At 70.9% G+C, this 20,855-nt stretch carries 17 protein-coding genes; 7 read left to right on the top strand and 10 right to left on the bottom strand.

Annotated elements, in window-relative coordinates; genetic code table 11:
* The first annotated feature begins 24 nt into the window (after positions 1 to 24).
* Positions 25 to 579 (top strand): carboxymuconolactone decarboxylase family protein, encoded by a 555-nt coding sequence (locus AC1DIW_RS00985; RefSeq protein ID WP_478106161.1) that lies wholly within the window; start codon positions 25 to 27, stop codon positions 577 to 579.
* A 99-nt stretch (positions 580 to 678) separates the two neighbouring features.
* The gene (locus AC1DIW_RS00980) at positions 679 to 1,716 is read left to right on the top strand and encodes a zinc-binding dehydrogenase (protein ID WP_442280816.1); all 1,038 of its coding nucleotides are present in this window, start codon (positions 679 to 681) and stop codon (positions 1,714 to 1,716) included.
* Positions 1,717 to 1,741: 25 nt separating this feature from the next.
* Here AC1DIW_RS00980 and AC1DIW_RS00975 read toward each other — a convergent pair whose 3' ends face one another.
* Both AC1DIW_RS00975 and AC1DIW_RS00970 read right to left on the bottom strand, forming a co-directional pair.
* The gene (locus AC1DIW_RS00975; protein WP_478106160.1) at positions 1,742 to 2,923 is read right to left on the bottom strand and encodes a phytanoyl-CoA dioxygenase family protein; all 1,182 of its coding nucleotides are present in this window, start codon (positions 2,921 to 2,923) and stop codon (positions 1,742 to 1,744) included.
* Between the two features lie 183 nt (positions 2,924 to 3,106).
* The gene (locus AC1DIW_RS00970) at positions 3,107 to 4,387 is read right to left on the bottom strand and encodes a DUF1479 domain-containing protein (protein ID WP_478106159.1); all 1,281 of its coding nucleotides are present in this window, start codon (positions 4,385 to 4,387) and stop codon (positions 3,107 to 3,109) included.
* An 87-nt stretch (positions 4,388 to 4,474) separates the two neighbouring features.
* On the opposite strand from AC1DIW_RS00970, the gene AC1DIW_RS00965 reads away from it, so the two are divergent.
* Positions 4,475 to 5,650 carry an ROK family transcriptional regulator gene (locus AC1DIW_RS00965; RefSeq protein ID WP_478106158.1) on the top strand — a complete coding sequence of 392 codons (1,176 nt, stop codon included), beginning with the start codon at positions 4,475 to 4,477 and terminating at the stop codon, positions 5,648 to 5,650.
* 58 nt (positions 5,651 to 5,708) lie between these two features.
* On the opposite strand, the gene purU is transcribed toward AC1DIW_RS00965, so the two are convergent.
* The 7 genes from purU to glyA are packed head-to-tail and all read right to left on the bottom strand — an operon-like array spanning position 5,709 to position 14,531.
* A complete protein-coding gene (gene purU / locus AC1DIW_RS00960) occupies positions 5,709 to 6,599 on the bottom strand; it encodes a formyltetrahydrofolate deformylase (protein ID WP_478106157.1) in 891 nt (296 codons plus the stop codon).
* 37 nt (positions 6,600 to 6,636) lie between these two features.
* The gene (locus tag AC1DIW_RS00955; RefSeq protein WP_478106156.1) at positions 6,637 to 7,989 is read right to left on the bottom strand and encodes an L-serine ammonia-lyase; all 1,353 of its coding nucleotides are present in this window, start codon (positions 7,987 to 7,989) and stop codon (positions 6,637 to 6,639) included.
* Positions 7,989 to 8,675 carry a sarcosine oxidase subunit gamma gene (locus AC1DIW_RS00950; protein ID WP_478106155.1) on the bottom strand — a complete coding sequence of 229 codons (687 nt, stop codon included), beginning with the start codon at positions 8,673 to 8,675 and terminating at the stop codon, positions 7,989 to 7,991. The genes AC1DIW_RS00955 and AC1DIW_RS00950 overlap by 1 nt, the downstream gene beginning before the upstream one ends.
* Entirely contained in the window at positions 8,668 to 11,679 is a 3,012-nt protein-coding gene (locus AC1DIW_RS00945; protein WP_478106154.1) for a 2Fe-2S iron-sulfur cluster-binding protein, read from the bottom strand. Before AC1DIW_RS00945 ends, AC1DIW_RS00950 begins: the two co-directional genes overlap by 8 nt.
* A 2-nt stretch (positions 11,680 to 11,681) precedes the next feature.
* Positions 11,682 to 11,969, bottom strand: coding sequence for a sarcosine oxidase subunit delta (locus AC1DIW_RS00940; protein ID WP_478106153.1), 288 nt, complete (start codon positions 11,967 to 11,969; stop codon positions 11,682 to 11,684).
* A 34-nt stretch (positions 11,970 to 12,003) separates the two neighbouring features.
* A complete protein-coding gene (locus AC1DIW_RS00935) occupies positions 12,004 to 13,224 on the bottom strand; it encodes a sarcosine oxidase subunit beta family protein (protein WP_478106152.1) in 1,221 nt (406 codons plus the stop codon).
* A 2-nt stretch (positions 13,225 to 13,226) separates the two neighbouring features.
* Positions 13,227 to 14,531, bottom strand: coding sequence for a serine hydroxymethyltransferase (gene glyA, locus AC1DIW_RS00930; RefSeq protein WP_478106151.1), 1,305 nt, complete (start codon positions 14,529 to 14,531; stop codon positions 13,227 to 13,229).
* Between the two features lie 134 nt (positions 14,532 to 14,665).
* On the opposite strand from glyA, the gene AC1DIW_RS00925 reads away from it, so the two are divergent.
* Entirely contained in the window at positions 14,666 to 15,325 is a 660-nt protein-coding gene (locus AC1DIW_RS00925; protein WP_478106150.1) for a GntR family transcriptional regulator, read from the top strand.
* Between the two features lie 13 nt (positions 15,326 to 15,338).
* Here the strand turns inward: AC1DIW_RS00925 and AC1DIW_RS00920 are convergent, their stop codons facing one another.
* Positions 15,339 to 16,841 (bottom strand): PucR family transcriptional regulator, encoded by a 1,503-nt coding sequence (locus tag AC1DIW_RS00920; protein ID WP_478106149.1) that lies wholly within the window; start codon positions 16,839 to 16,841, stop codon positions 15,339 to 15,341.
* A 153-nt stretch (positions 16,842 to 16,994) separates the two neighbouring features.
* Here AC1DIW_RS00920 and AC1DIW_RS00915 point away from each other — a divergent pair, with 153 nt between their 5' ends.
* From AC1DIW_RS00915 to AC1DIW_RS00905, 3 genes are all read left to right on the top strand, one after another.
* Complete coding sequence (locus tag AC1DIW_RS00915; RefSeq protein ID WP_478106148.1) at positions 16,995 to 18,584, top strand: purine-cytosine permease family protein; 1,590 nt, start codon at positions 16,995 to 16,997, stop codon at positions 18,582 to 18,584.
* A 112-nt stretch (positions 18,585 to 18,696) separates the two neighbouring features.
* A complete protein-coding gene (locus AC1DIW_RS00910; protein WP_478106147.1) occupies positions 18,697 to 19,524 on the top strand; it encodes a creatininase in 828 nt (275 codons plus the stop codon).
* Positions 19,525 to 19,536: 12 nt separating this feature from the next.
* Entirely contained in the window at positions 19,537 to 20,787 is a 1,251-nt protein-coding gene (locus AC1DIW_RS00905) for an aminopeptidase P family protein (RefSeq protein WP_478106146.1), read from the top strand.
* The last annotated feature ends 68 nt before the right edge of the window (positions 20,788 to 20,855 follow it).

Below are 20,855 nucleotides of genomic sequence, written 5' to 3'. Positions count from 1 at the left end.
GACCGCGAGGGTCCTGGCCCGCACGTGAGCCGGCTCGAGCCCCTGCCGCCCTCCCGACTCGGCCCCGAGGCGCGGCGCCTCTATGACGCCATCACCCAGGGCGCCCGTGCCACCGGTCCGCAGCACTTCGCGCTGACCCGCGAGGACGGGGGGCTCAACGGCCCGTTCAACGCCTTCCTCCTGAGCCCAGGCCTCGGTGCGGCCCTCCAGGGCGTCGGGGCCGCCCTCCGCTACGACGGCACCCTCTCGGCCCGCTCCCGGGAGATCGCCATCCTCACGGTGGCCACGGCGTGGGACAGCGCCTTCGAGCTCGAGGCACATGAGGCGGTGGGGCGAGCGGTCGGCCTCAACGAGGGCGAGATCGACGCCCTGCGAGCGGGCGACGTGCCCGACCTGGCCGACCGGCACGAGGCGGCCTGCGCGCGCCTGGCCCGGGCCATGACCCGAGGAGACGTGTCCGATGCCCTGTGGCAGGAGGATGCCGAGCTCGTCGGCGCCCCGACGGTCTTCGAGATCTCCACGATCGTGGGCTACTACTCCACCCTCGCCCTGCAGATGCGGGTCTTCCGGGTGGGCTGACCCGAGAGCGCCGCGGACGGGCGCTCCATGAGGCCCGGTCGCTGGCCAGATGCCGGACCCGTCCATGGCGTCAGGGCGACGTGGTGACACCCTCAGACGGTGCGTGCCGTAGTCATCGATGCCGTTCGAGCCCAGCCAGAGGTCCGGGACGTGCCCAGGCCGACCGCCCCGCCATCCGGGGTCGTCGTCCAGGTCATGGCCACCGGGATGTGCCGCAGCGACTGGCACGCGTGGGCCGGCCACGACGACATCACCTTCCCCCATGTCCCCGGCCATGAGCTCGCAGGCGTCGTCTCCGAGGTGGGCCAAGGGGTCGAATCCTGGACCGTCGGCGACCGGGTGACGGTCCCGTTCGTCTGTGGCTGCGGTCGCTGCGAGTGGTGTCTCGCGGGTGCGGCGCAGGTCTGCCCCGCCCAGCAGCAGCCCGGCTTCACCCACTGGGGATCCTTCGCCGAGCACGTCGCGCTCCACGCCGCGGACACCAACCTGGTGGCCGTCCCGGACGAGGTCGACTTCCCGACGGCAGCCAGCCTCGGGTGCCGGTTCGCCACGGCCTACCGCGCCCTGGTCGGCCGCGCGCGGGTCACGGACGGCGAGTGGGTCACCGTCGTCGGCTCGGGCGGCGTCGGACTCAGCGTCGTGATGATCGCCCGAGCGCTCGGGGCCCGTGTGGTCGCGGTGGACCGCAACCCCGAGCCCCTCGCTGTCGCAACGGCCCTCGGCGCCGAGCACACCCTGCTTGCCGATGGCTCCGACATCCCGGCCGCTGTCGCCGAACTCACCGACGGCGGAAGCCACGTCGCCGTGGACGCCGTCGGGAGCGAGCAGACGTGTGCCGACTCCATCCTCAGCCTGCGCCGTCGAGGCCGACAGGTGCAGGTCGGACTGCTGCCGCCCGTCGCCGGGCACCCGCGCGTGCCCATGGCCCGGGTCATCGCCTGGGAGCTCGACCTGCTCGGCAGCCACGGGATGGCCGCCACCGACTATCCCGGCATGATGCAGCTCATCCAGCAGGGCCTGCTGCAACCACAGCGGCTGGTCGAACGGACCATCGGCCTCGACGAGGCAGCCGCTCTGCTCCCGCGGTTCGACCACTCACCCGTCGCGGGCATGACCATCGTGGACCCGAGCCGCTGACGGCCCGCGCGGGAACGCCCCCGTCTCAGTGGCTGTCGCGGCCCGTCAGCTGCGCCTGGATCCGGCGGTCCAGGTCCTCCGCCGGGAGGTCGGCGTCGAGCCCCTCGATGACGAGGTGCGCCTGGGTCTGCGGCGACATCCCGTCGATGGGCTGGTCGCGGTCGAGGTTCGTCGGGAAGGCGTAGCCCTCGGCGCTGGCGGCGATGACGTTCTCGACCTCGCGACGCGGCATACCCGAGTCACGGGCTGCTCGCAGAGCCGGGTAGACGGCCTGCACGACCCGCGCCCGGTCGACGGTCTCCATGGCACGGCCGAAGGCCGAGCTGACCTGCAGGAGGTTCGCCATCCGTCGCACGTCGGTCGTGTGGTTGGTGCCGGCAGCGTGGAAGAGCGCCGGGTTGAAGAAGACGGCGTCGCCAGCCGACAGGGGCAGCTGCACGTGGTGGGCGACGAAGTAGTCCTGGAACTCGGGCTGCTGGTAGGCGACGTAACCGTGGGCGTACTTCTGGCTGTGCGGCAGGTAGAGCGTCGGGCCCGACTCCACGGGCATGTCGACGTGGGCCACCGCGCCCTGCAGCGTCAGCACCTGCGAGAGGGCGTGCACGTGCGCCGGGTAGGCGGCGCACGTCTCGGCGGACTGGAAGCCGAGGTGATAGTCGCGGTGGACCGTCTGGCCGGCGCCCCCGGGGTTGACGACGTTGAGCTGCGAGGTGACCTGGTAGCCGGGGCCGAGCCAGGCCTGGGCTGCGAGTGCGACGGCGTCGTTGGCGTAGTAGTCGACGAACGCCTCGGGGTCGGCGACGGCGAGCTTCTCGAGGGCGTTCCAGATGCGGTCGTTGGCGCCCGGCTTGGCGAAGTGGTCGCCGGCCGCGACACCGCTGGCGCGCTGCGCGGCGATCATCCGCTCGAAGGCCGCGGTGGTCCGGTCCAGGGTCTCCCGCTCGAACGCGCCTGCCAGCACGACGATCCCGGGGCCGTCCGAGAGCGCCCGGGCCAGCTCCGCCTGCACGTCGCGACGGGAGGCGTCGTCTGCTGCCGTATGCCGCAGCGTGGCCCAGTCGTAGACGAGCACCTCCTGCTCGACGCGGGTCGCATGCGGGTAGTCGGCCAGGTCGGTGCGCGCGGCGAGCACCTCCAGCAGGTCCGAGAGCCGGGCATCCTCCGGTCGGATCCAGCTCGGCGACGAGCTGGTGGCCGTGGTCGTCATGGTGCCTCCTCAGGCAGGTGGGCGGTCACGGCGACAGCCGTGAGCGACGGCGCCAGGAAGGCGGGCCGCGCGTCCTGACCCACCAAGGATGCGCCCGGGCACGCCCGTCCGGCGCCGTCGAAAGCCCTCAGAAAGCCCTCACGGACGGATGCCCTGCAGCCCAGAGCCACACGGCGACGGTCGTCAGTCCAGACCGAGTCCACGCCGACCGGTGGCGTTGAGCTGCTCGACGGTGAACCGGTCCGGCCACGTGCGCTCGTAGTGCTCCTCCGGGAAGTCGCTCGGGCTGGAACCGCTGAGGAACGCCTCACGCACGCTGCCGGCATACCGCTCGTTGCGCGCGCACCACGGCGCGGCCGGGATGTACATGACGTTGCCCCAGCCCTGCTGGTCGGTGACGGGCGCGACGCTGTGGATCATGTCGCAGTGCCACCAGACGGAGTCGCCCGCCTGCACGTCGGGGATGCCACTCAACGCCTCCATGAGGAGCGGGTGCCATCGCTCGCTCGCAGGGAAGACCTGGTTGGTCGTGACACCGCACATGTCGTCGTCGGCCACGTCGTCGAGCAGCGGGCGGAGCATGAGGTATGCCATCGCCTCCGGGATCGGGATCGTGTGCAGGACGCCCTGGTCATGGGCCATGTCGGACAGGGCCGTCCAGCCCTGGAAGGTGCGGAAGGCGGAGCACATCGTGGTGCCCGGGTACTGCGGGCCGGACGTGCGGTGGGCCGCGTCCCAGGGGTCGTACCGCTCGACGCTGCCGTCGAAGAGGTGCCGGAAGGTCTGCTGGTAGCCCTGCGTCATCCACAGGTCGAGCGTGCCGGGGTCGGCGTGGGTCCCGAGGCCGTTCGAGTCGGCGCCCGGCGGACGGCGCCGGATGCGGTCCGGATAGAGCGAGTCGCGGTCGGGGTCGAACCACGTGACGCCGTCCGACTCGTGCTTCCACTGCGCGTTGAGCAGGGACTGCACGGTGGCCATCCGGTCGCTCTGGCGGGCTTCCATCTGTGCCGGGGACCAGTAGATCGGGTAGATCTCGGGCTTCGACCCGACGCTGCCGAAGAAGTCGTCGCCGGGACCGCGATAGCTCTCGAAGAAGGCGTTGCGCTCGACGTAGTCGACGATGCCGGCGTCCCAGCCCAGGGCCTGCTCCCGCGGGAAGTGCCCGCGGACGACGAGGCAGCCGCGGCGGCGCAGCTTGGCGAGCTGTTCCGGACTGACCGTGCCGTTCTCGATGTCGGAGTAGTCGATGACGGGCCAGACCGTCTCGCCCCGCTCGACGTCGCCGCGGATCTCGGCGACGCGCTCGGCGATGCGGGCCTCGACGACGGCGAAGACCTCCTCCACGGTGCGGCCGGAGGCCTCGATGCGGGCCCGGATCGCCTGCTTGACCTCGCGGATCGCCCCGGGCAGGTCGTCGGGGGTCGTCTCCCAGTGCGGGAGCGTGGTGGTGGGGATGGTCGTCATGGCCGCTTCCTTTGGTGAGGAGTCCTTACGAGAACGAGGCTAGCGGCCTGCGCGACTTTGGGCAAGACTCCTAACTAGACTGGTCCCATGTCCTCCGCCAAACCGAGCCTCGACCTGCTGCGCGCCCTCACCGGGGAACACGTGCTGCGCACGCTGATGGAGCACGGTCGGTTGACTCGAGCGGAGATCGCAGCCCTCACCGGCATCTCGAAGCCCACGATCTCCGAGGGGGTGCGCCGGCTCGTCGAGGCCGGGCTGGTCATGGACACGGGAGAGCGCAGCTCGGGACGCGGCCGTGCGGGGACGTACTACTCGCTCTCCCCCGCCTGCGGCTCCGCTCTCGCCGTCAGCATCACCCCGCATGCGGTGACGGTGGAGGAGGTCGACGCCCTCGGCAGCGTCAGCGCGGCCACGGGGGTCACCCTGGAGCGCGAGCCCGGCGTGGGCGGCGTCGCGACGGCGCTGACCGAAGCCCTCTCGACGCTCGGCACCGGGACGGCAGCTGAGGGGCGCCTCCCCCGGCTGGCCGTCGTCAGCGTGGCCGACCCGGTCGACCGCCGAACGGGGCGTCCCGTCCACCTGCCCGATGCGCCCTTCCTCGTCGGCGACCTCGACCCGCGCTCTCTCCTGGCTGCCTTCGTCAGCGGACCCGTCCTGGTGGACAACGACGTGAACTGGGCTGCCCGGGCCGAGCAGTCCGCGGTCGCGGGAGGGGATGAGAGCGGGTACCGCGACTTCGTCTACCTCTACCTCGGCGAGGGACTGGGCTGCGCGGTGGTCTGCGACGGTGACGTGCGTCGCGGCCACTCCGGGCTCGCCGGCGAGATCGCTCACGTGCGGACGGTGGGGCCGCACGGTCAGGCCATCCCCTTCACCGAGGTCTTCGCGGAGCTCGGGCTGCGCCTGGCCGGCTCGACCGCCATCGACGTCGAGCTGCTCCGGAGGCGCATCGCCGATGAGGACAACGAGACCCTGCGAGCCCTCGGAGCCGCCGTTGCCGGCGTCCTCGAGGCGGCAGCCGCGTTCGCCGACCCGCAGTGCGTCGTCCTGGGCGGTGAGTGGGGGCGCGATGCACGATTCGTCGACGAGCTGCAGCGCTGCTCGGCCGCCCTCCCCCGACGGCTGCCCGTCGTCACCGCCGCCGTCACGGAGCACCCTTCCCTGGCCGGCGCGCGCGCCGCCGCGCTGGACCAGCTCCGATCGGCCATCATCGCCACGTCATCGGCCCAGCCGCATCAACCGGCCGGGCACCGACAGGGCTGACTCACCGTGGTCGTCGATGTCGCGGCGGTCATCCGGGGAGCTGGGCTGGGCCCGTCACTCACAGCAGCACGACGGTCCGGTGACCGTGCAGGACGACCCGGCCCTCGCAGTGCCACTTGACGGCGTTCGACAGGGCGCGGCACTCGGTGTCGCGTCCGGCCGCCACGAGGTCCTCCGGGCCGAACGAGTGGTCCACCTCGCGCACCTGCTGGGAGATGATCGGCCCCTCGTCGAGCTCGCTGCTCACGTAGTGGGCCGTGGCGCCGACGGTCTTGACACCTCGCTCCCACGCCTGGTGGTAGGGCCTGGCGCCCTTGAAGCTCGGCAGGAACGAGTGGTGGATGTTGATGGCCCGGCCGGTCAGCTGGGTGGTCAGGTCGTCGCTGAGGATCTGCATGTACCGCGCGAGCACGACGAGCTCGATCTCGAAGCGGTCGACGAGGTCGAGCAGGCGGGCCTCGGCCTCGGGCTTGGTCGCCGCGGTGACCGGAACGTGGAAGAACGGGATGCCGTGCCACTCCACGAGCGCCCGGTGGTCGGGGTGGTTGGACACGACGGCGGCGATCTCCATGGGCAGCTCGCCGATGCGCGAGCGGAAGAGCAGGTCGTTGAGGCAGTGAGCGAACTTCGACACCATGACGAGGACGCGCCTGCGGGCCGAGGCCTCACGCAGCTCGAAACGCATGGCATGGCGCTCCGCCACGGCGACGAAGGCCCCGCGAAGCGCTTCGAGGCCCGGGTCGGCCTGGTCGACGGCGATCGTGAAGTGGACCCTCAGGAAGAAGTGCCCGCCCCGGACGTCGTCGAACTGCTTGAGCTCGTGGATGTCGCCGTGCTGCTCCATCAGGAAGCCGGACACGGCGTGGACCAGGCCTGGCGCCTCGGGGCAGTCGAGCGTGAGGACGTAGCCCTCCTGCTGCTGGGTGACGGCGCTCGTGACGGTGCTCATGCGTGTCTCCTCTCGTGGCCGACCCGGGTGCCTCGCCTCAGCATTCGACGACGTTGACGGCAAGGCCTCCTCGGGACGTCTCCTTGTACTTGATCTTCATGTCGGCGCCGGTCTCTCGCATGGTTTTGACGGCCTGGTCGAGGGTGACCTTGTGCTCGCCGTCGCCCTGCAGCGCGAGCCGGGCGGCGTTGACGGCCTTGACCGACGCGATCGCGTTGCGCTCGATGCAGGGGATCTGCACGAGGCCTCCGACGGGGTCGCAGGTGAGGCCGAGGTTGTGCTCGATGCCGATCTCGGCGGCGTTCTCGACCTGCTCTGGTGTGCCACCGAGCACGGCGCACAGCCCGGCGGCCGCCATCGAGCAGGCCGAGCCGACCTCGCCCTGGCACCCCACCTCGGCGCCCGAGATCGAGGCGCCCAGCTTGACGATGATGCCGACCGCCGCTGCGGTGAGCAGGAACTCGACGATCCCGTCGTCGTCCGTGCCCTCGACGAAGCGGGAGTAGAAGTGCAGGACGGCGGGGATGATGCCGGCGGCGCCGTTCGTCGGCGCCGTGACGATGCGGCCCCCGGAAGCGTTCTCCTCGTTGACCGCGAGCGCGTAGAGGTTGACCCACTCCATGGCCCACAGCGGGTCGGGCATCGAGCCCCCGCTGGCCCCGCGCGCGTCGGCCTCCTGGCGCCGCAGCCGCTCTCGCAGCTCGGGCGCGCGGCGCCGCACCTTGAGCCCGCCCGGCAGGGTGCGTTCCGCACGGGTGCACCCGCTCTCGACACACTCCTGCATGACACCCCAGAGGTGCAGCAGCCGCTCGCGCACCTCTCGCTCGGTCCGCCAGGCGCTCTCGTTCGCCATCATGACCCCGGCGACCGACAGCCCGGTCTCGCGGCAGCGCTCGAGCAGCTCGGCGCCGGTGCCGAAGGGGTGCGGCACCGGCGTGGTGTCGACGACGACCCGGTCCGCGCCGACGGCCTCCTCGTCGACGACGAAGCCGCCGCCGACCGAGTAGAACGTCCGGGCCCGGAGCGACCGCCCGTCCTCGTCGAACGCCTCGAACGTCATCCCGTTGGGGTGCCCCGGCAACGTACGCCGTCGGTGGAGCACGAGGTCGACGTCGGGGTCGAAGTCGACCCGGTGGGTACCGTCCAGGGCGATCTTGCGGTCGGCCCGGACCGCGTCGACCCGGGCCACCGCGTGCGCGGTGTCGACGGTCTCTGGGTCCTCGCCCTCGAGGCCGAGCACGACGGCCCGGTCCGAGCCGTGGCCGTGGCCGGTCGCGCCGAGAGAACCGTAGAGCTGCGCCTGCACCCTCGCCGTCCGGTCGAGCAGGTCCGAGTGGGACGACGACGGGCCGATCCCCACGGAGAACAGGTCGAGGGCGCTGAGCGACATCAGACGTACTCCCGCATCCCGTCGAGCAGCCAGCGCACCACGTGGGTCGCGAAGGACGCCCGCGGCATGACGCGCCAGGTGTCCTCGGCCGTACGCCACAGGATGACCCCCGTGGAGCCCAGCAGGGTCGCGACGGCAGTGCCGACCGGGAACACGCGTGGGTGCAGGTCGAGCTCACAGCTCTTCTCGAGCACGGAACGGGCGCGCGGTCCCGACAGCTCGAGCGTGGTGCGGTTGGCCGACACGTCGACCACCTGCCCGGGATCGGACCCGAGCGCGTCGGCCAGCCCACCGGCATACACCTCCGGGGAGATCCCGGTGTCGGCCTCATCGGGTCCCACCGCGAGGAACTCGTCGGGCGAGAGCCACACCACCGCGAGGTCGCCGCCCTCGCCGGCCCTCGACACCTCGCCGACCCGGGTCGGCAGGTCGACGCCGAGGGCGTCGTCGAGGGCGCCGACGCTGCCGGGCGTGGCGCGGAGGGCGACCTGGGTCAGGAACGGGATCTCGCGGAGCCGCACCTGCTCGCCGGACCCGCGCAGCATCTCCTCGGCGAGGTCCTGGGCGGGGCTGCGCCGCAGCCCGAGCACCGCGGCTCGGTCGACGCCCGCCGTGCCGGCCGTGTTCCTCGTGCTCTCCACCGTCGTGTCCTCCGGTGCCGTCATCGTCATCGTGCGCTCAGCCATCTCGCCTGGCTCCTTCCTTGTCGTAGAGCACCGCGTCGGCCACCTCGACCTCGGCGAAGCGTCCTTCGAAGGACGCGATGAGCGTCTGGCCGATGCGGTCGCGACCGGCCTTGACGAGCGCAAGACCGAACGAACGGCCCAGCGCCTGGGAGTGGTAGCTCGACGTGACGTGGCCGAGCATCGGGATCGGTCGCTCCGGCAGGCCCTCCCCCGTGTAGCCGCCGAGCGCGTCGGGCTCGACGAGCTGGGCGCCCTCGGGCAGGCGCAGGCTCCGGTCGACGGGCAGTACGCTGACGAGCTGCTTGCGGTCGGCGGCCTTCTGCGACAACCGGGAGTAGGACCGGTTGCCGATGAAGTCCTTCGCCGTCGAGATGATCCAGTCCATGCCGAGATCCTGTGGCGTCACGGTCCCGTCGGTGTCCTGCCCGACGATCGGGTAGGCCTTCTCTGCGCGCAGCACGTGCATCGTCTCGGTGCCGTAGGGCGTGATGTCGAAGTCCGCGCCGGCCTCGGCGACGTCCTCCCACACCCGGAGGCCGTACCACGTCGGCACGTTGATCTCGAAGGCGAGCTCGCCCGAGAAGGTGATCCGGCAGATCCGCGCAGGGATGGCTGAAGCAAGCACCGTCTCGCGGAACTCCATGAACCCGAAGCCTTCTCGTGACACGTCGAGGTCGGGAGCCATCCGCGCGATGACGTCGCGGGACCGCGGGCCGACGACGGCGATCGTCGACCACTGCTCGGTCACCGACGTGCACACGACATCGAGCTCGGGCCACTCGGTCTGCGACCACTCCTCCAGCCACTCGAGCACCCGGGCGGCCCCGCCGGTGGTCGTCGTCGCGAAGTAGCGGTCCTCCGCGAGGCGCAGCACGACGCCGTCGTCGAAGACCATGCCGTCGGGCTTGCACATGACACCGTAGCGAGCCTTGCCGACGCCGAGCTTCTTGTACGCGTTGGTGTAGATGCGGCCGAGGAACTCGCCCGCGTCGGCACCGCGGATCTCGATCTTGCCCAGCGTCGTGGCGTCCATGAAGGCAACACCCTCACGGGCGGCGCGGCACTCGCGGGCCACGGCCGCGTCCAGGTCCTCGCCGGCACGGGGGTAGTACCACGGCCGTTTCCACTGGCCGACGTCCTCGAAGAGGGCACCGTGCGCCTCGTGCCACGGGTGGATCGACGTCGTGCGCGCGGCGTCGAAGAGGTCGCCGCGGAAGCGACCGGCCAGCGCCGCGAACGCCACCGGGGTGAACGGGGCGCGGAAGGTCGTGTTGCCGATGGCGCCGGGTGTCGGCCGCTGCCCGCGTCCCGCGGACCTCCCGTCAGCGGCGTCGACGTGCTCGTCCTGTCCCGGCTGGCCGGGCGGGATGGCACGGGTGTCGTCACCCGACAGGACGCGCGTCAGCAGGCCGATGGTGTTGACCGCGCCGATGCGGCCCTGGTCCACGCCGGTACTGATCGACGTGTAGCGCTTGACGTGCTCCACCGAACGCATCCCGGCACCGGTGGCGCGCAGCACGTCGGCCGCGGTGTTGTCGCGCTGCAGGTCGACGAAGTGAGTTGCGTAGCCTCCCTCGCGCCCCTCGACGACCCAGAGCTGCCTGGTGCGACCGGCGCGTGCGACGCGCTCCTCGGTCACCGCGGTCGTGTCGGACTCCTTTGCCCCACGGCCGGACTCACCCTCGAACCCGGCGGCGCGGGCGGCTTCCAGCCCGGCCGCGGTCCCCTCGACACGACAGCCGTCGGTCCAGTAGGTGCCGCACACGGCGCCGGCGACGTGCTGGTCACGGACGGGCGACGTCGGCACGAAGCCGGCAAGCTCGTCGTCCCAGTGCAACGCCCCCTGTCGCTGGCTGTGGAGGCTGACGTTCGGCGTCCACCCGCCCGACACCGCCACGACGTCGCAGACGATCCTCTCGGGATCGCCGACGATGGCACCGTCGGCGTCGATGCGGGCCACCCAGACGGCCTCGACGGCCACCTCGCCGTCGACGCCGACGACCGCGGACCCGGTGCGCACCGTGAGTCCTGCGGCGTCGGCTGTGGCCGCGACGGAAACGCTCGCGCCCTCGTCGCGCGCGTCGACGACCTGCACCGACGCACCCGTCTCGAGCAGCGCGTGGGCCGCCACGTAGCCGGAGTCGTTCGTCGTGACGACGACGGCGGCGCGCCCCGGGACGGCGGCGTAGCGGCGTACGTAGGTGGTGACGGCCGAGGCGAGCATGACACCGGGAACGTCGTTGTCCGCGAAGACGATCGGGCGCTCGAAGGCGCCGGTCGCGAGGACGACCTGAGCCGCCGTCACGTGCCAGATGCGCTGCCGAGGTATGCCGTCGCGTGCGGTCCCGTCAAGGTGCTCGGCCCGCTTCTCGACGGCGATGAGGTGGTTGTTGTCGTAGCTGCCGAAGGCCGTCGTGCGTGTCAGCACGCGGGCCTCGGGAGCGGCGTCGAGCTCGGCCCGGACCTGCTCGACCCACTGCGCGGCGGGAACGCCCTCCAGGACGTCGTCGGGCGAGGCGAGGAGGCTGCCGCCGAGGCAGAAGTCCTGCTCGAAGAGCACGACCCGGGCACCGGTGGCCGCAGCGGCCCGGGCTGCGGCAAGGCCGGCCGGCCCGGCGCCGACGACAGCGACGTCGACGTGGACGTGCATCTTGTCGTACTCGGCGGGGTCGGTCCGGTGGTCGAGCACGCCGATACCGTCGAGGAGGCGCACGTCGAGGCCGGGCACGAGCTCGAGGGTCGTGGCCGGGAGCATCGACTCGTCGTGCTCGCCGCGGACGAGCACGAACGCGTTGGGCTCCTCGACACCGGCCGAGAGGATGCCGCGCGGCCGGCCTCGGTAGATCGAGTCGCCCACGCGCAGCTGGCCGTTCGCGACCAGGGCGGAGGCAACGGTGTCACCGGCGTACCCGGTCACGGTGGTGCCGTCGACGACGAGCTCGACCGGCGTGGCGCGGTCGATCGCTCCACCGGCGTCGAGGCGCTGCGGCTGGTTGGCTGCCATGGTCAGGCTCCCTTCCTGGTGTCGGGGCGGGCTTCGCCGATGCGATAGACCGCGGAGATCTCGTAGGTGCGGGTGTCACGGACCGCGTTGAACCACTTGCGGCAACCGGCGGAGTGCACCCACCGCTCGGCGTAGCTGCCCCTGGAGTTGTCGCGGTAGAAGAGGTACTGCGCCCACTCCTCGTCGGTGAGGGCGTGCGGGTCCTCGGGGTAGGCCACGTGGGCCTGGCCGCCGTAGCCGTACTCGGTCTCGGGGCGGGGCCCGCAGTTCGGGCAGTCGATGGTGAGCATCGGGGTCTCCTTGCGAGGCGATCTGTGGTGGACGTCAGTGGGCCACGGCTGCAGCGCCGTGCTCGTCGATGAGGGCGCCGCTGACGAAGCGCTCGAGGCCGAAGCCGCGGTTGAGCTCGTGGGCCTCGTCGGTGGCGATCGTGTGCGCGTAGGCAAAGCCGGCTCCCGGCACGGCCTTGAATCCGCCTGTGCCCCAGCCACAGTTGACGTACATGCCGTCGACCGGCGACTTGCCCATGACGGGTGAGGCGTCCATGGTCACGTCGACGATGCCGGCCCACGTGCGCAGCAGGTGTGCTCGGCTGAAGGCGGGAAACAGCTCGACGGCGGCCGACATCTGGTGCTCGATGACGTGGAACGAGCCGCGCTGCCCGTAGCCGTTGTAGGAGTCGATGCCGGCGCCCATGACGAGCTCGCCCTTGTGCGCCTGCGAGACGTAGACGTGCACGTGGTTCGACATGACGACGGTGGGGTGGATGATCTCGTGCAGCTCGGAGACGAGCGCCTGCAGCGGGTGCGACTGGATCGGCACGCGGAAGCCGGCGAGCTCGGAGAGCACCGAGCTGTGTCCCGCGGCGCACAGTGCCACCTTGCCGGCGTTGATCCGTCCCCGGCTCGTGTCGACCCCGGTGACCCGCCCGCCGTCGATGACGAAGCCGGTCACCTCGCAGTTCTGGATGATGTCGACACCCAGGTCGCTCGCCCGACGGGCGTAGCCCCAAGCGACCCAGTCGTGCTTGGCGATGCCGGCGCGCGGCTGGTAGGTGCCGCCCATGACGGGGTAGCGGATGTCGTCGCCGATGTTGATGATCGGGCAGAGCTCCTTGACCTGCTGCGGGTCGACCCACTCGGCGTCGACGCCGTTGAGGCGGTTGGCCTCGACGCGTCGCACCGAGTCGCGGACGTCCTGGAGCGTGTGGGCGAGGTTGAGCACTCCACGCTGGGAGAAGAAGATGTCGTAGCCGAGCTCGTCCTCGAGGCCCTCCCACAGCTTGAGCGAGTGCTCGTAGATGGCGGCCGACTGGTCCCACAGGTAGTTCGAGCGGATGATCGTCGTGTTCCGGGCCATGTTGCCCCCGGCGATCCAGCCGCGCTCGAGCACGGCGACGTTCGTGATGCCGTGGTGCTTGGCCAGGTAGTACGCGGTGGCGAGGCCGTGGCCGCCGGCGCCGACGATGACGACGTCGTAGCTGCGCTTCGGCTCGGGGTTGGCCCAGAGGAAGTCCGGGTGCTCGGGGAGCTCACGCTGGTTCATCGTCACTGCACCTTCTCGAGGGTCGGGTAGAGGGGGAAGCGGGCCGCGAGGTCGTCCACCCGCGCCCGCAGCGACGCGAGCGTCGCCTCCGAGCCGTCACCGGCGAGCGCCGTGGCGATGACGTCTGCGACCTCGCCGAAGGCGGCCTCGTCGAAACCGCGGGTCGCGAGCGCCGGCGTACCGATGCGCAGGCCCGAGGAGACCATCGGCGGACGCGGGTCGAAGGGGACGGCGTTGCGGTTGACCGTGATCCCGATCGAGTGCAGGAGGTCCTCACCCTGGCGGCCGTCGAGCTGGGAGTGGCGCAGGTCGACGAGCACGAGGTGCACGTCGGTGCCGCCCGAGATGACGCCGATGCCGGCATCCGTCACGTTCGGCTGCGTGAGGCGCTCGGCGAGGATCGACGCACCGGCGAGCGTGCGCCGCTGCCGGTCGCGGAAGTCGTCGCCGGCGGCGACCTTGAAGGCGACGGCCTTGCCGGCGATGACGTGCTCGAGCGGTCCGCCCTGCTGCCCCGGGAAGACCGCGGAGTTGACCTTCTTGGCGATCTCGGGGTCGTTCGTCAGGATGATGCCGCCGCGCGGACCGCCCAGCGTCTTGTGGGTGGTCGACGAGACGACGTGCGCGTGCGGCACGGGCGAGGGGTGCAGCCCCGCCGCGACGAGCCCGGCGAAGTGGGCCATGTCGACGAAGAGGTAGGCACCGACGGCGTCGGCGATGCGCCGGAACTCGGCGAAGTCGAGGTGCCGCGAGTACGCCGACCACCCGGCCACGATCATCCTGGGCCGGTGCTCGAGGGTGAGACGCTCCACCTCCGCCATGTCCACGACGTGGGTGTCCTCGCGTACGCCGTAGGCCACGACGTCGTAGAGCCGACCCGAGAAGTTGAGGCGCATCCCGTGCGTCAGGTGCCCGCCGTGGGCGAGGTCGAGACCGAGGATGGTGTCGCCCGGAGTCAGCAGCGCGTGCATGACCGACGCGTTCGCCTGGGCGCCCGAGTGCGGCTGGACGTTGGCGTATGCCGCACCGAAGAGCGTCTTGACCCGCTCGATGGCGAGCGACTCGACGACGTCGACGTGCTCGCACCCGCCGTAGTAGCGACGGCCGGGGTAGCCCTCGGCGTACTTGTTCGTCAGCACCGAGCCCTGGGCCTGCATGACGGCGACCGGGGCGAAGTTCTCCGAGGCGATCATCTCGAGCGTGCCCTGCTGGCGGCCCAGCTCGGCCGCGATGGCTCCGGCGACCTCCGGATCGAGATCGGCGAGGTCCGCGTCGAGAACCGACCGGGTGATGGTGACCTGGGACATGAACCCTCCGAACACTTGATATCACTGTTGTCGATGACTGATATATCATCTGGCTCGCAATAGTATGTCTGTCGTGACGGGCCGTCAACGGTCCGCCCAGCACGACTTACGACGTCGAACCAGGAGAATGAGCCATGACCGCAACGGCGCCCGCGCCTGTCTACAGCTCGCTCGCCGAGCAGGCCTACCAGGTGCTGCGCGACCGCCTGGTCATGCTCGACATCGCGCCCGGCGCTCCGATCAACGAGGCACTGCTCAGCACCGACCTCGGCATCGGCCGCACCCCCGTCCGCGAGAGCCTCAAGAAGCTCGAGCTCGACCGCCTCGTGGTCTCCTATCCGCGGCGGGGCACCTTCGCGACGCAGGTCGACATCACGGACCTCGCCGCGATCTCCGAGATGCGGCAGGTGCTCGAGCCGCTGGCGGCACGGCGGGCCGCCAACGTCGCGCGCGCCGACATGCGCGCCGAGCTGGCCGAGAAGGCCCGACAGATCGCGTCGATGGGCGACGAGCCCGAGGACAAGCGTCCGCTGATGGAGTACGACATCGACGTGCACCGGCTGATCTACCGCGCGGCCGAGAACCCCCACCTCGAGGAGACACTCGTCCGGCTCGACAACCTGGCGACGCGCATCTGGTGCCTGGTGCTCGAGCGGCTCCCCTCGGTGTCGGAGCACATCAAGGAGCACGTCACGTTGCTGGAGGCGATCGTGGCCAAGGACGCCGACGGCGCTGCGGCGCTGGCCGCCTCGCACGTCGAGCACTTCGAGGAGGCCATCCGGGCGGTCCTCTGACGACTGCGAGCCGTCAGGGCCGGGGGTCGTCGCGCAGCTGGGCGCCTCCGCGGACCAGCCTGAGCGCGAGCGCGAGCGCCGCGAGCTGCCCCCGACCTCGCGGGTCGCCACCCAGAACCTGGAAGATCCGGCGCAGCCTCTTGTGCAGCGACTGCCGCTCGAGGAAGAGGATCTGCGCCGACTCCGTCGCGTTGCACCCGGTGGAGATCCACACGTCGAGGGTGCGCACCAGCTCGCCTCCGGACCGCTGGTCGAGCCGGACCAGCTCGCCGAGGGCCTCCTCGACGAGGGCGTCGACGACGCCACGCGACAGCGACCGCTCGGCCATCCGCTCCACGAGGAAGTCGGACGCGTCGTAGACGGCGTCCGTGCCCTTCGACGATCGGCCGAGCCGCCACGTCGTGCGGGCCTCCGCCAGCGAGAACGACGCCTGGCGCACCGTCGCGGCCGTGGGCCCGAGGGCGCCGGTCAGGCCGGTGCCCGCGACGGCTGTCCGCAACGCGATGAGGGCCCGGGCCCGCTCGGCCTGGGTGGCCGCACGCAGGGGCATGAGGATCTCCAGCCACTCCCCGTGCGCCACGACGAGGGTCGAGGGGAGGGCGCGTCGGGTGCGCTGCTCGGTGTCGACGTGCCCGTCGGCCGGACGGCGCACCACCGCCATGACCAGGGGCTGTTCCGGATCGACCCCGCCTGCCTGGCTCAGATCGATGAGGCGCTCCCCTCCCCCACCGGCACCGATGAGCCGCACCAGCTCGTCCTCGGCGAGCCTGGTCAGACTCGGCCGGCTGTGCCGCGCGAGGGCCAGCGCGACGATGCTGCGCACTCGCGCCAGCACCGTCTCCAGCGTCTCCACGTCCGCGTCGTCGCCCCCGACCAGCTCGAGCTGGGCGACGCCGATCCCGCTCACGGCCAGCTCCGCACCCAGCGATCGGGCCTCCGGGGGCTGCTCGGGCCCGGCCTGCCCGAGCAGGCCACCGCGGGTGTCGAGCACCCGGACGTGGACGCCGAGGGTCTCGGCGATGACCGCCAGCAACGGCTCGAGGGCGGTTCCGGAGCTCGCGAGGCGCTCGGTGAGCGCCTGTGAGAGCTGGTCGGCGATGCGCAGGGCCGCCACCTGGGCGGAGACGACGCGGCGGTTCACCTCCTCCGCGACCTCGACGAAGGGGACGACCTGGCGCAGCTCCAGCAGTGGCAGACCGGCCTCCTCCGCCGCCGCGACCAGCTCGGCCGGCAGGTGCCGCCCGGACCCGGCCGTCTCGACGGCCAGGGCGGCGACACCTCGCGACGCGAGGCTCCAGACGTACTCGACCTGCGCGGCCGGCTTGAGCGCGAGGAGCGCCACGCCGCCGGTGAGCAGCAGCTCGCCCCCCGACAGGAGCGGTGCGATCTCGAGCACCTCGCTGGAGTGCACCCACCGGACGCGTGTCGTGTCGACCGCGCGCTCGCCGGCGACCACCTGGGGTGCGCCCGCGGTGAGGACGCCGCTGGCGAGGATCTCGCTCAGAAGCAGGGACATACCGGTCAGGATCCCAGAGGCGGTGACACTTTGTCACCCGGTAAGGCCCCCAGAGGCGACACCGTGAGTCTGGAGCCGGCGGAGGACAGATCTTACCGTTGTCGGCAGCCGGCCAATCATCCGCAGGGGAACCATCGAGAAAGCAGTCCCCACATGAGCCTTTCCACCAAGAGTCACTCGGAAGACGTCACCCAGTCCGTCGAGGACGTGCTCCAGCCCGTTCCGGAGTCCGCCCGCACGACCAAGGTCTCAGGGCAGTTCTGGATCTGGGCCGGCGCGAACGTCGCGCCCATCAACTGGATCCTCGGGGCGCTGGGCATCGGCCTCGGCCTCGGCATCTGGGACACGATGATCGTGCTCATCCTGGGCAACGCCATCGGCATGGTCGGCTTCGGCTTCTTCGTCCTGCTCGGGCAGAAGACGGGCGCGACCGGGATGCTGCTCGCCCGGGGGGCCTTCGGCCGGCGCGGCGCCTACCTGCCGGCGGCCATCCAGGCCATCGTCGCCGTCGGGTGGTCCGCGGTGAACACCTGGGTCATCCTCGACCTGGTCATGGCGCTCTTCGGCCTCATCGGCTGGGTCGATCCGGCGCAGTCCAACCTGCCGTGGAAGATCGCCATCGCCGCCGTCATCATGACCGTCCAGGTCGCCATCTGCTACCGCGGTTACAGCGCGATCGCGAAGTTCGAGCGCATCACGATGCCGCCCACGCTGCTGGTCCTCGTCGCGATGTCCGTCATCGCCTGGACCAAGCTGCCGATCGACTGGAGCTACGCCGGCCCGGTGGGCCACGTCCTGCAGGGTGGCGAGCGAATCGCCGCGATGTCGGGGATCATGACGGTCATCGGGATCGGCTGGGGCATCGGGTGGTTCACCTACGCCCCCGACTACTCCCGGTTCGCCTCCACGAGCGTGCCGAAGGTCAAGCTGTATGCCGCGTCGGTGCTGGGCCAGTTCCTGCCCGTCGTGTGGCTCGGCCTGCTCGGCGCCAGCCTCGCGACGATCAGCGGCTCGGTCGACCCGGGCCAGCTCGTCGTCAAGAGCTTCGGCCTCCTCGCCATCCCCGTGATCCTGCTCGTCATCCACGGGCCGATCGCCACGAACATCATCAACCTCTACACCTTCGGCGTCGCCTTCCAGGCGCTCGACGTACGGATCTCGCGCAAGCGGCTGTCCGTCCTCGTCGGAGTGCTGTCGATGGGCGCCGTCATCCTGTTCCTCTTCGCGACCGACTTCGCCACGCTGCTCGACAACTGGCTCGGCGCCATCGTCGCCTGGGTGGCCACGTGGGGCGGCATCATCGCGGTCCACTACTACGGGTTCGAGCGACGCCACAAGGACTACGGCTACCTCTTCCTCAGCCCCCGCGACTCGCGCCTGAAGTCGGTCAACTCCTCGGCCATCATCGCCTTCGTCGTCGGCCTCTTCATGACCTGGATGTTCATGTACGGCACGCTGCCCGCCCTCCAGGGACCCATCGCCACGGCCATGGGTGGGGTCGACCTCTCCTGGCTGGCCGGCACCGTCACCTCGGGCTCGGTCTACTTCGCCCTCGCCTACCCCCGGTTCCGCGAGCGCATCCACCAGGGCGTTCCCATCGGCATCAAGCCCTCCGTCACCGACGAGGACTACCTGCGCGACCACGGCGACGCCTGTGCGCCCGAGGGCGGCAGGGCCGCAGCCCCGGCAGGAGCCTTGGCGCCGGCGGCTGCAGGGGCCGCCCCCACAGCCGCCCTGTCCTGACCGGTCCCACCACCCGCGGTGGGGTGGCACGACAGGCCACCCCACCGCATACCCGCTCGACACCGAGCGGCGGCCCTCACCCCGCTGACCCATCCCCCGCCCAGGAGCAGCCATGCCCAGCACCGTCCTCATGGAGGAGCTCGACGCCTTCACCTACCGCGAGACGATCGGACGAGGAGCGCCCGTCATCGTCCCGGTCGGCGCGATCGAGCAGCACGGACCCCACCTGCCCCTGCAGACTGACGTGCTCCTGGCCAAGGCCATGAGCATGCGTCTGGCCGAGGCCGTCGACGGCATCGTGGCGGCGCCCATCGTCTACGGGTACAAGTCGCAGCAGCGCTCAGGCGGCGGCAACCACCTGCCCGGCACGACGAGCCTCGACGCGACGACCGTCATCGCGATCGCCCGGACGCTCACCCTCGAGTTCGCCCGCCACGGTGCGCGCCAGGTCGTCTTCCTCAACGGCCACTTCGAGAACTACCAGTTCCTCTACGAGGGGGTCGAGCTCGCGACCACCGAGCTGCAGCATCGCGGTCTCGATGTGTCGGCGATCCTGCTCTCCTACTGGGACTTCGTCGACGACGCCACGATCGAGGAGATCTACCGCGGCACGTTCCCGGGCTGGGACGTCGAGCACGGCGGCGTGCTCGAGACCTCGCTGATGCTGCACCTGCACCCCGAGCTGGTCCATCTCGAGCGCGTCATGGACCTGCCGGCGGCGCAGCTCCCCCGCTTCGACCGGCTCCCCGTCCGCGCCGAGCTCACGCCCATCTCGGGCTGCCTCTCCTCGGCGGCCGCCGCCTCAGAGAGCGCAGGACGCCTGCTGCTCGAACGGACGTCTGCCGCGCTGGCCGACTCGATCGGCTCCGAGCTGAGCACCGAGCCGGACGCGTCTGCCCTGATCCCGGCCCATACCGCCCTCGGATTCCCCACCCCCTGAAGGAGATTCACCATGTCCATCGCCACTCCCATCACGTCGGTCAGCGAGCTCGAGCGGCTCAAGGAGCTGCACAACGGCACGAAGGTCCCCCTGACCTTCTCCGACGCCGAGTTCGAGCGCCGCCTCTCCGGCCTTCGCCAGATCATGGCCGCCAAGGGACTTGATGCCGTCGTGCTGACCTCCTACCACGGCATCAAGTACTACTCGGACTTCCTCTTCACCTACTTCGGCCGCTCCTACGCACTCGTCGTCACGCCGACCGAGCAGGTCAGCGTCACCGCCAACATCGACGCCGGTATGCCGTGGCGGCGCAGCTACGGCGAGAACATCGTCTACACCGACTGGCGCCGCGACAACTTCCAGCACGGCGTCCAGGAGGCGCTGGCCCAGCGCGGCATCTCGCCAAAGCGCATCGGCGTCGAGTTCGACACGCTCTCGCTCGACGCGCACGCCAAGCTCCAGGCCGCGTTGGGCGGCGCCGAGCTCGTCGACGTGGCCCAGGACGCCATGCGCCAGCGCATGGTCAAGTCCGCCGAGGAGATCGAGGTCATCAAGCACGGCGCCCGCATCGGCGACCTCGGCGGTGAGGCCATCAAGGCCGCGATCCGCGAGGGCATCAGCGAGTACGAGGTCGCCATCATCGGCACCGAGGCCATGGTCCACGAGATCGCGCGCACCTTCCCCGACTCCGAGATCCGCGACACCTGGGTCTGGTTCCAGTCGGGCCTCAACACCGACGGAGCCCACAACTGGGCCACGACCCGCAAGCTGCAGCGCGGCGACATCCTGTCGCTCAACTGCTTCCCGATGACCTCCGGCTACTACACGGCCCTCGAGCGCACCCTGTTCCTCGGCGAGCCCGACGTGCGCTCGCTCGAGCTGTGGGAGATCAACGTCCAGGTGCACCGTCGCGGTCTCGAGCTCATCAAGCCCGGTGCGGTCTGCAAGGACATCGCCGCCGAGCTCAACGAGATCTACATCGGCCACGGCCTGCTGCCGAACCGCACCTTCGGCTACGGCCACTCCTTCGGCGTCCTCTCGCACTACTACGGCCGCGAGGCGGGCCTCGAGCTGCGCGAGGACATCGACACCGTGCTCGAGCCGGGGATGGTCGTCTCGATGGAGCCGATGATCACGGTGCTCGACGGCGAGGCTGGGGCTGGCGGCTACCGCGAGCACGACATCCTCGTCGTCGGCGCCGACGGCGCCGAGAACATCACGAAGTTCCCGTTCGGACCCGAACACAACATCATCCCCTGCTGACCTGGTCGCAGAGCCGGCTGCCGGTCAGCACACCTCGGGTGTGGTGACCGGCAGTTGCGCTACGCATG

This window comes from Terrabacter sp. 01T434, from assembly GCF_056398545.1.
This window is presented reverse-complemented; position numbering and strand designations above follow the sequence as displayed.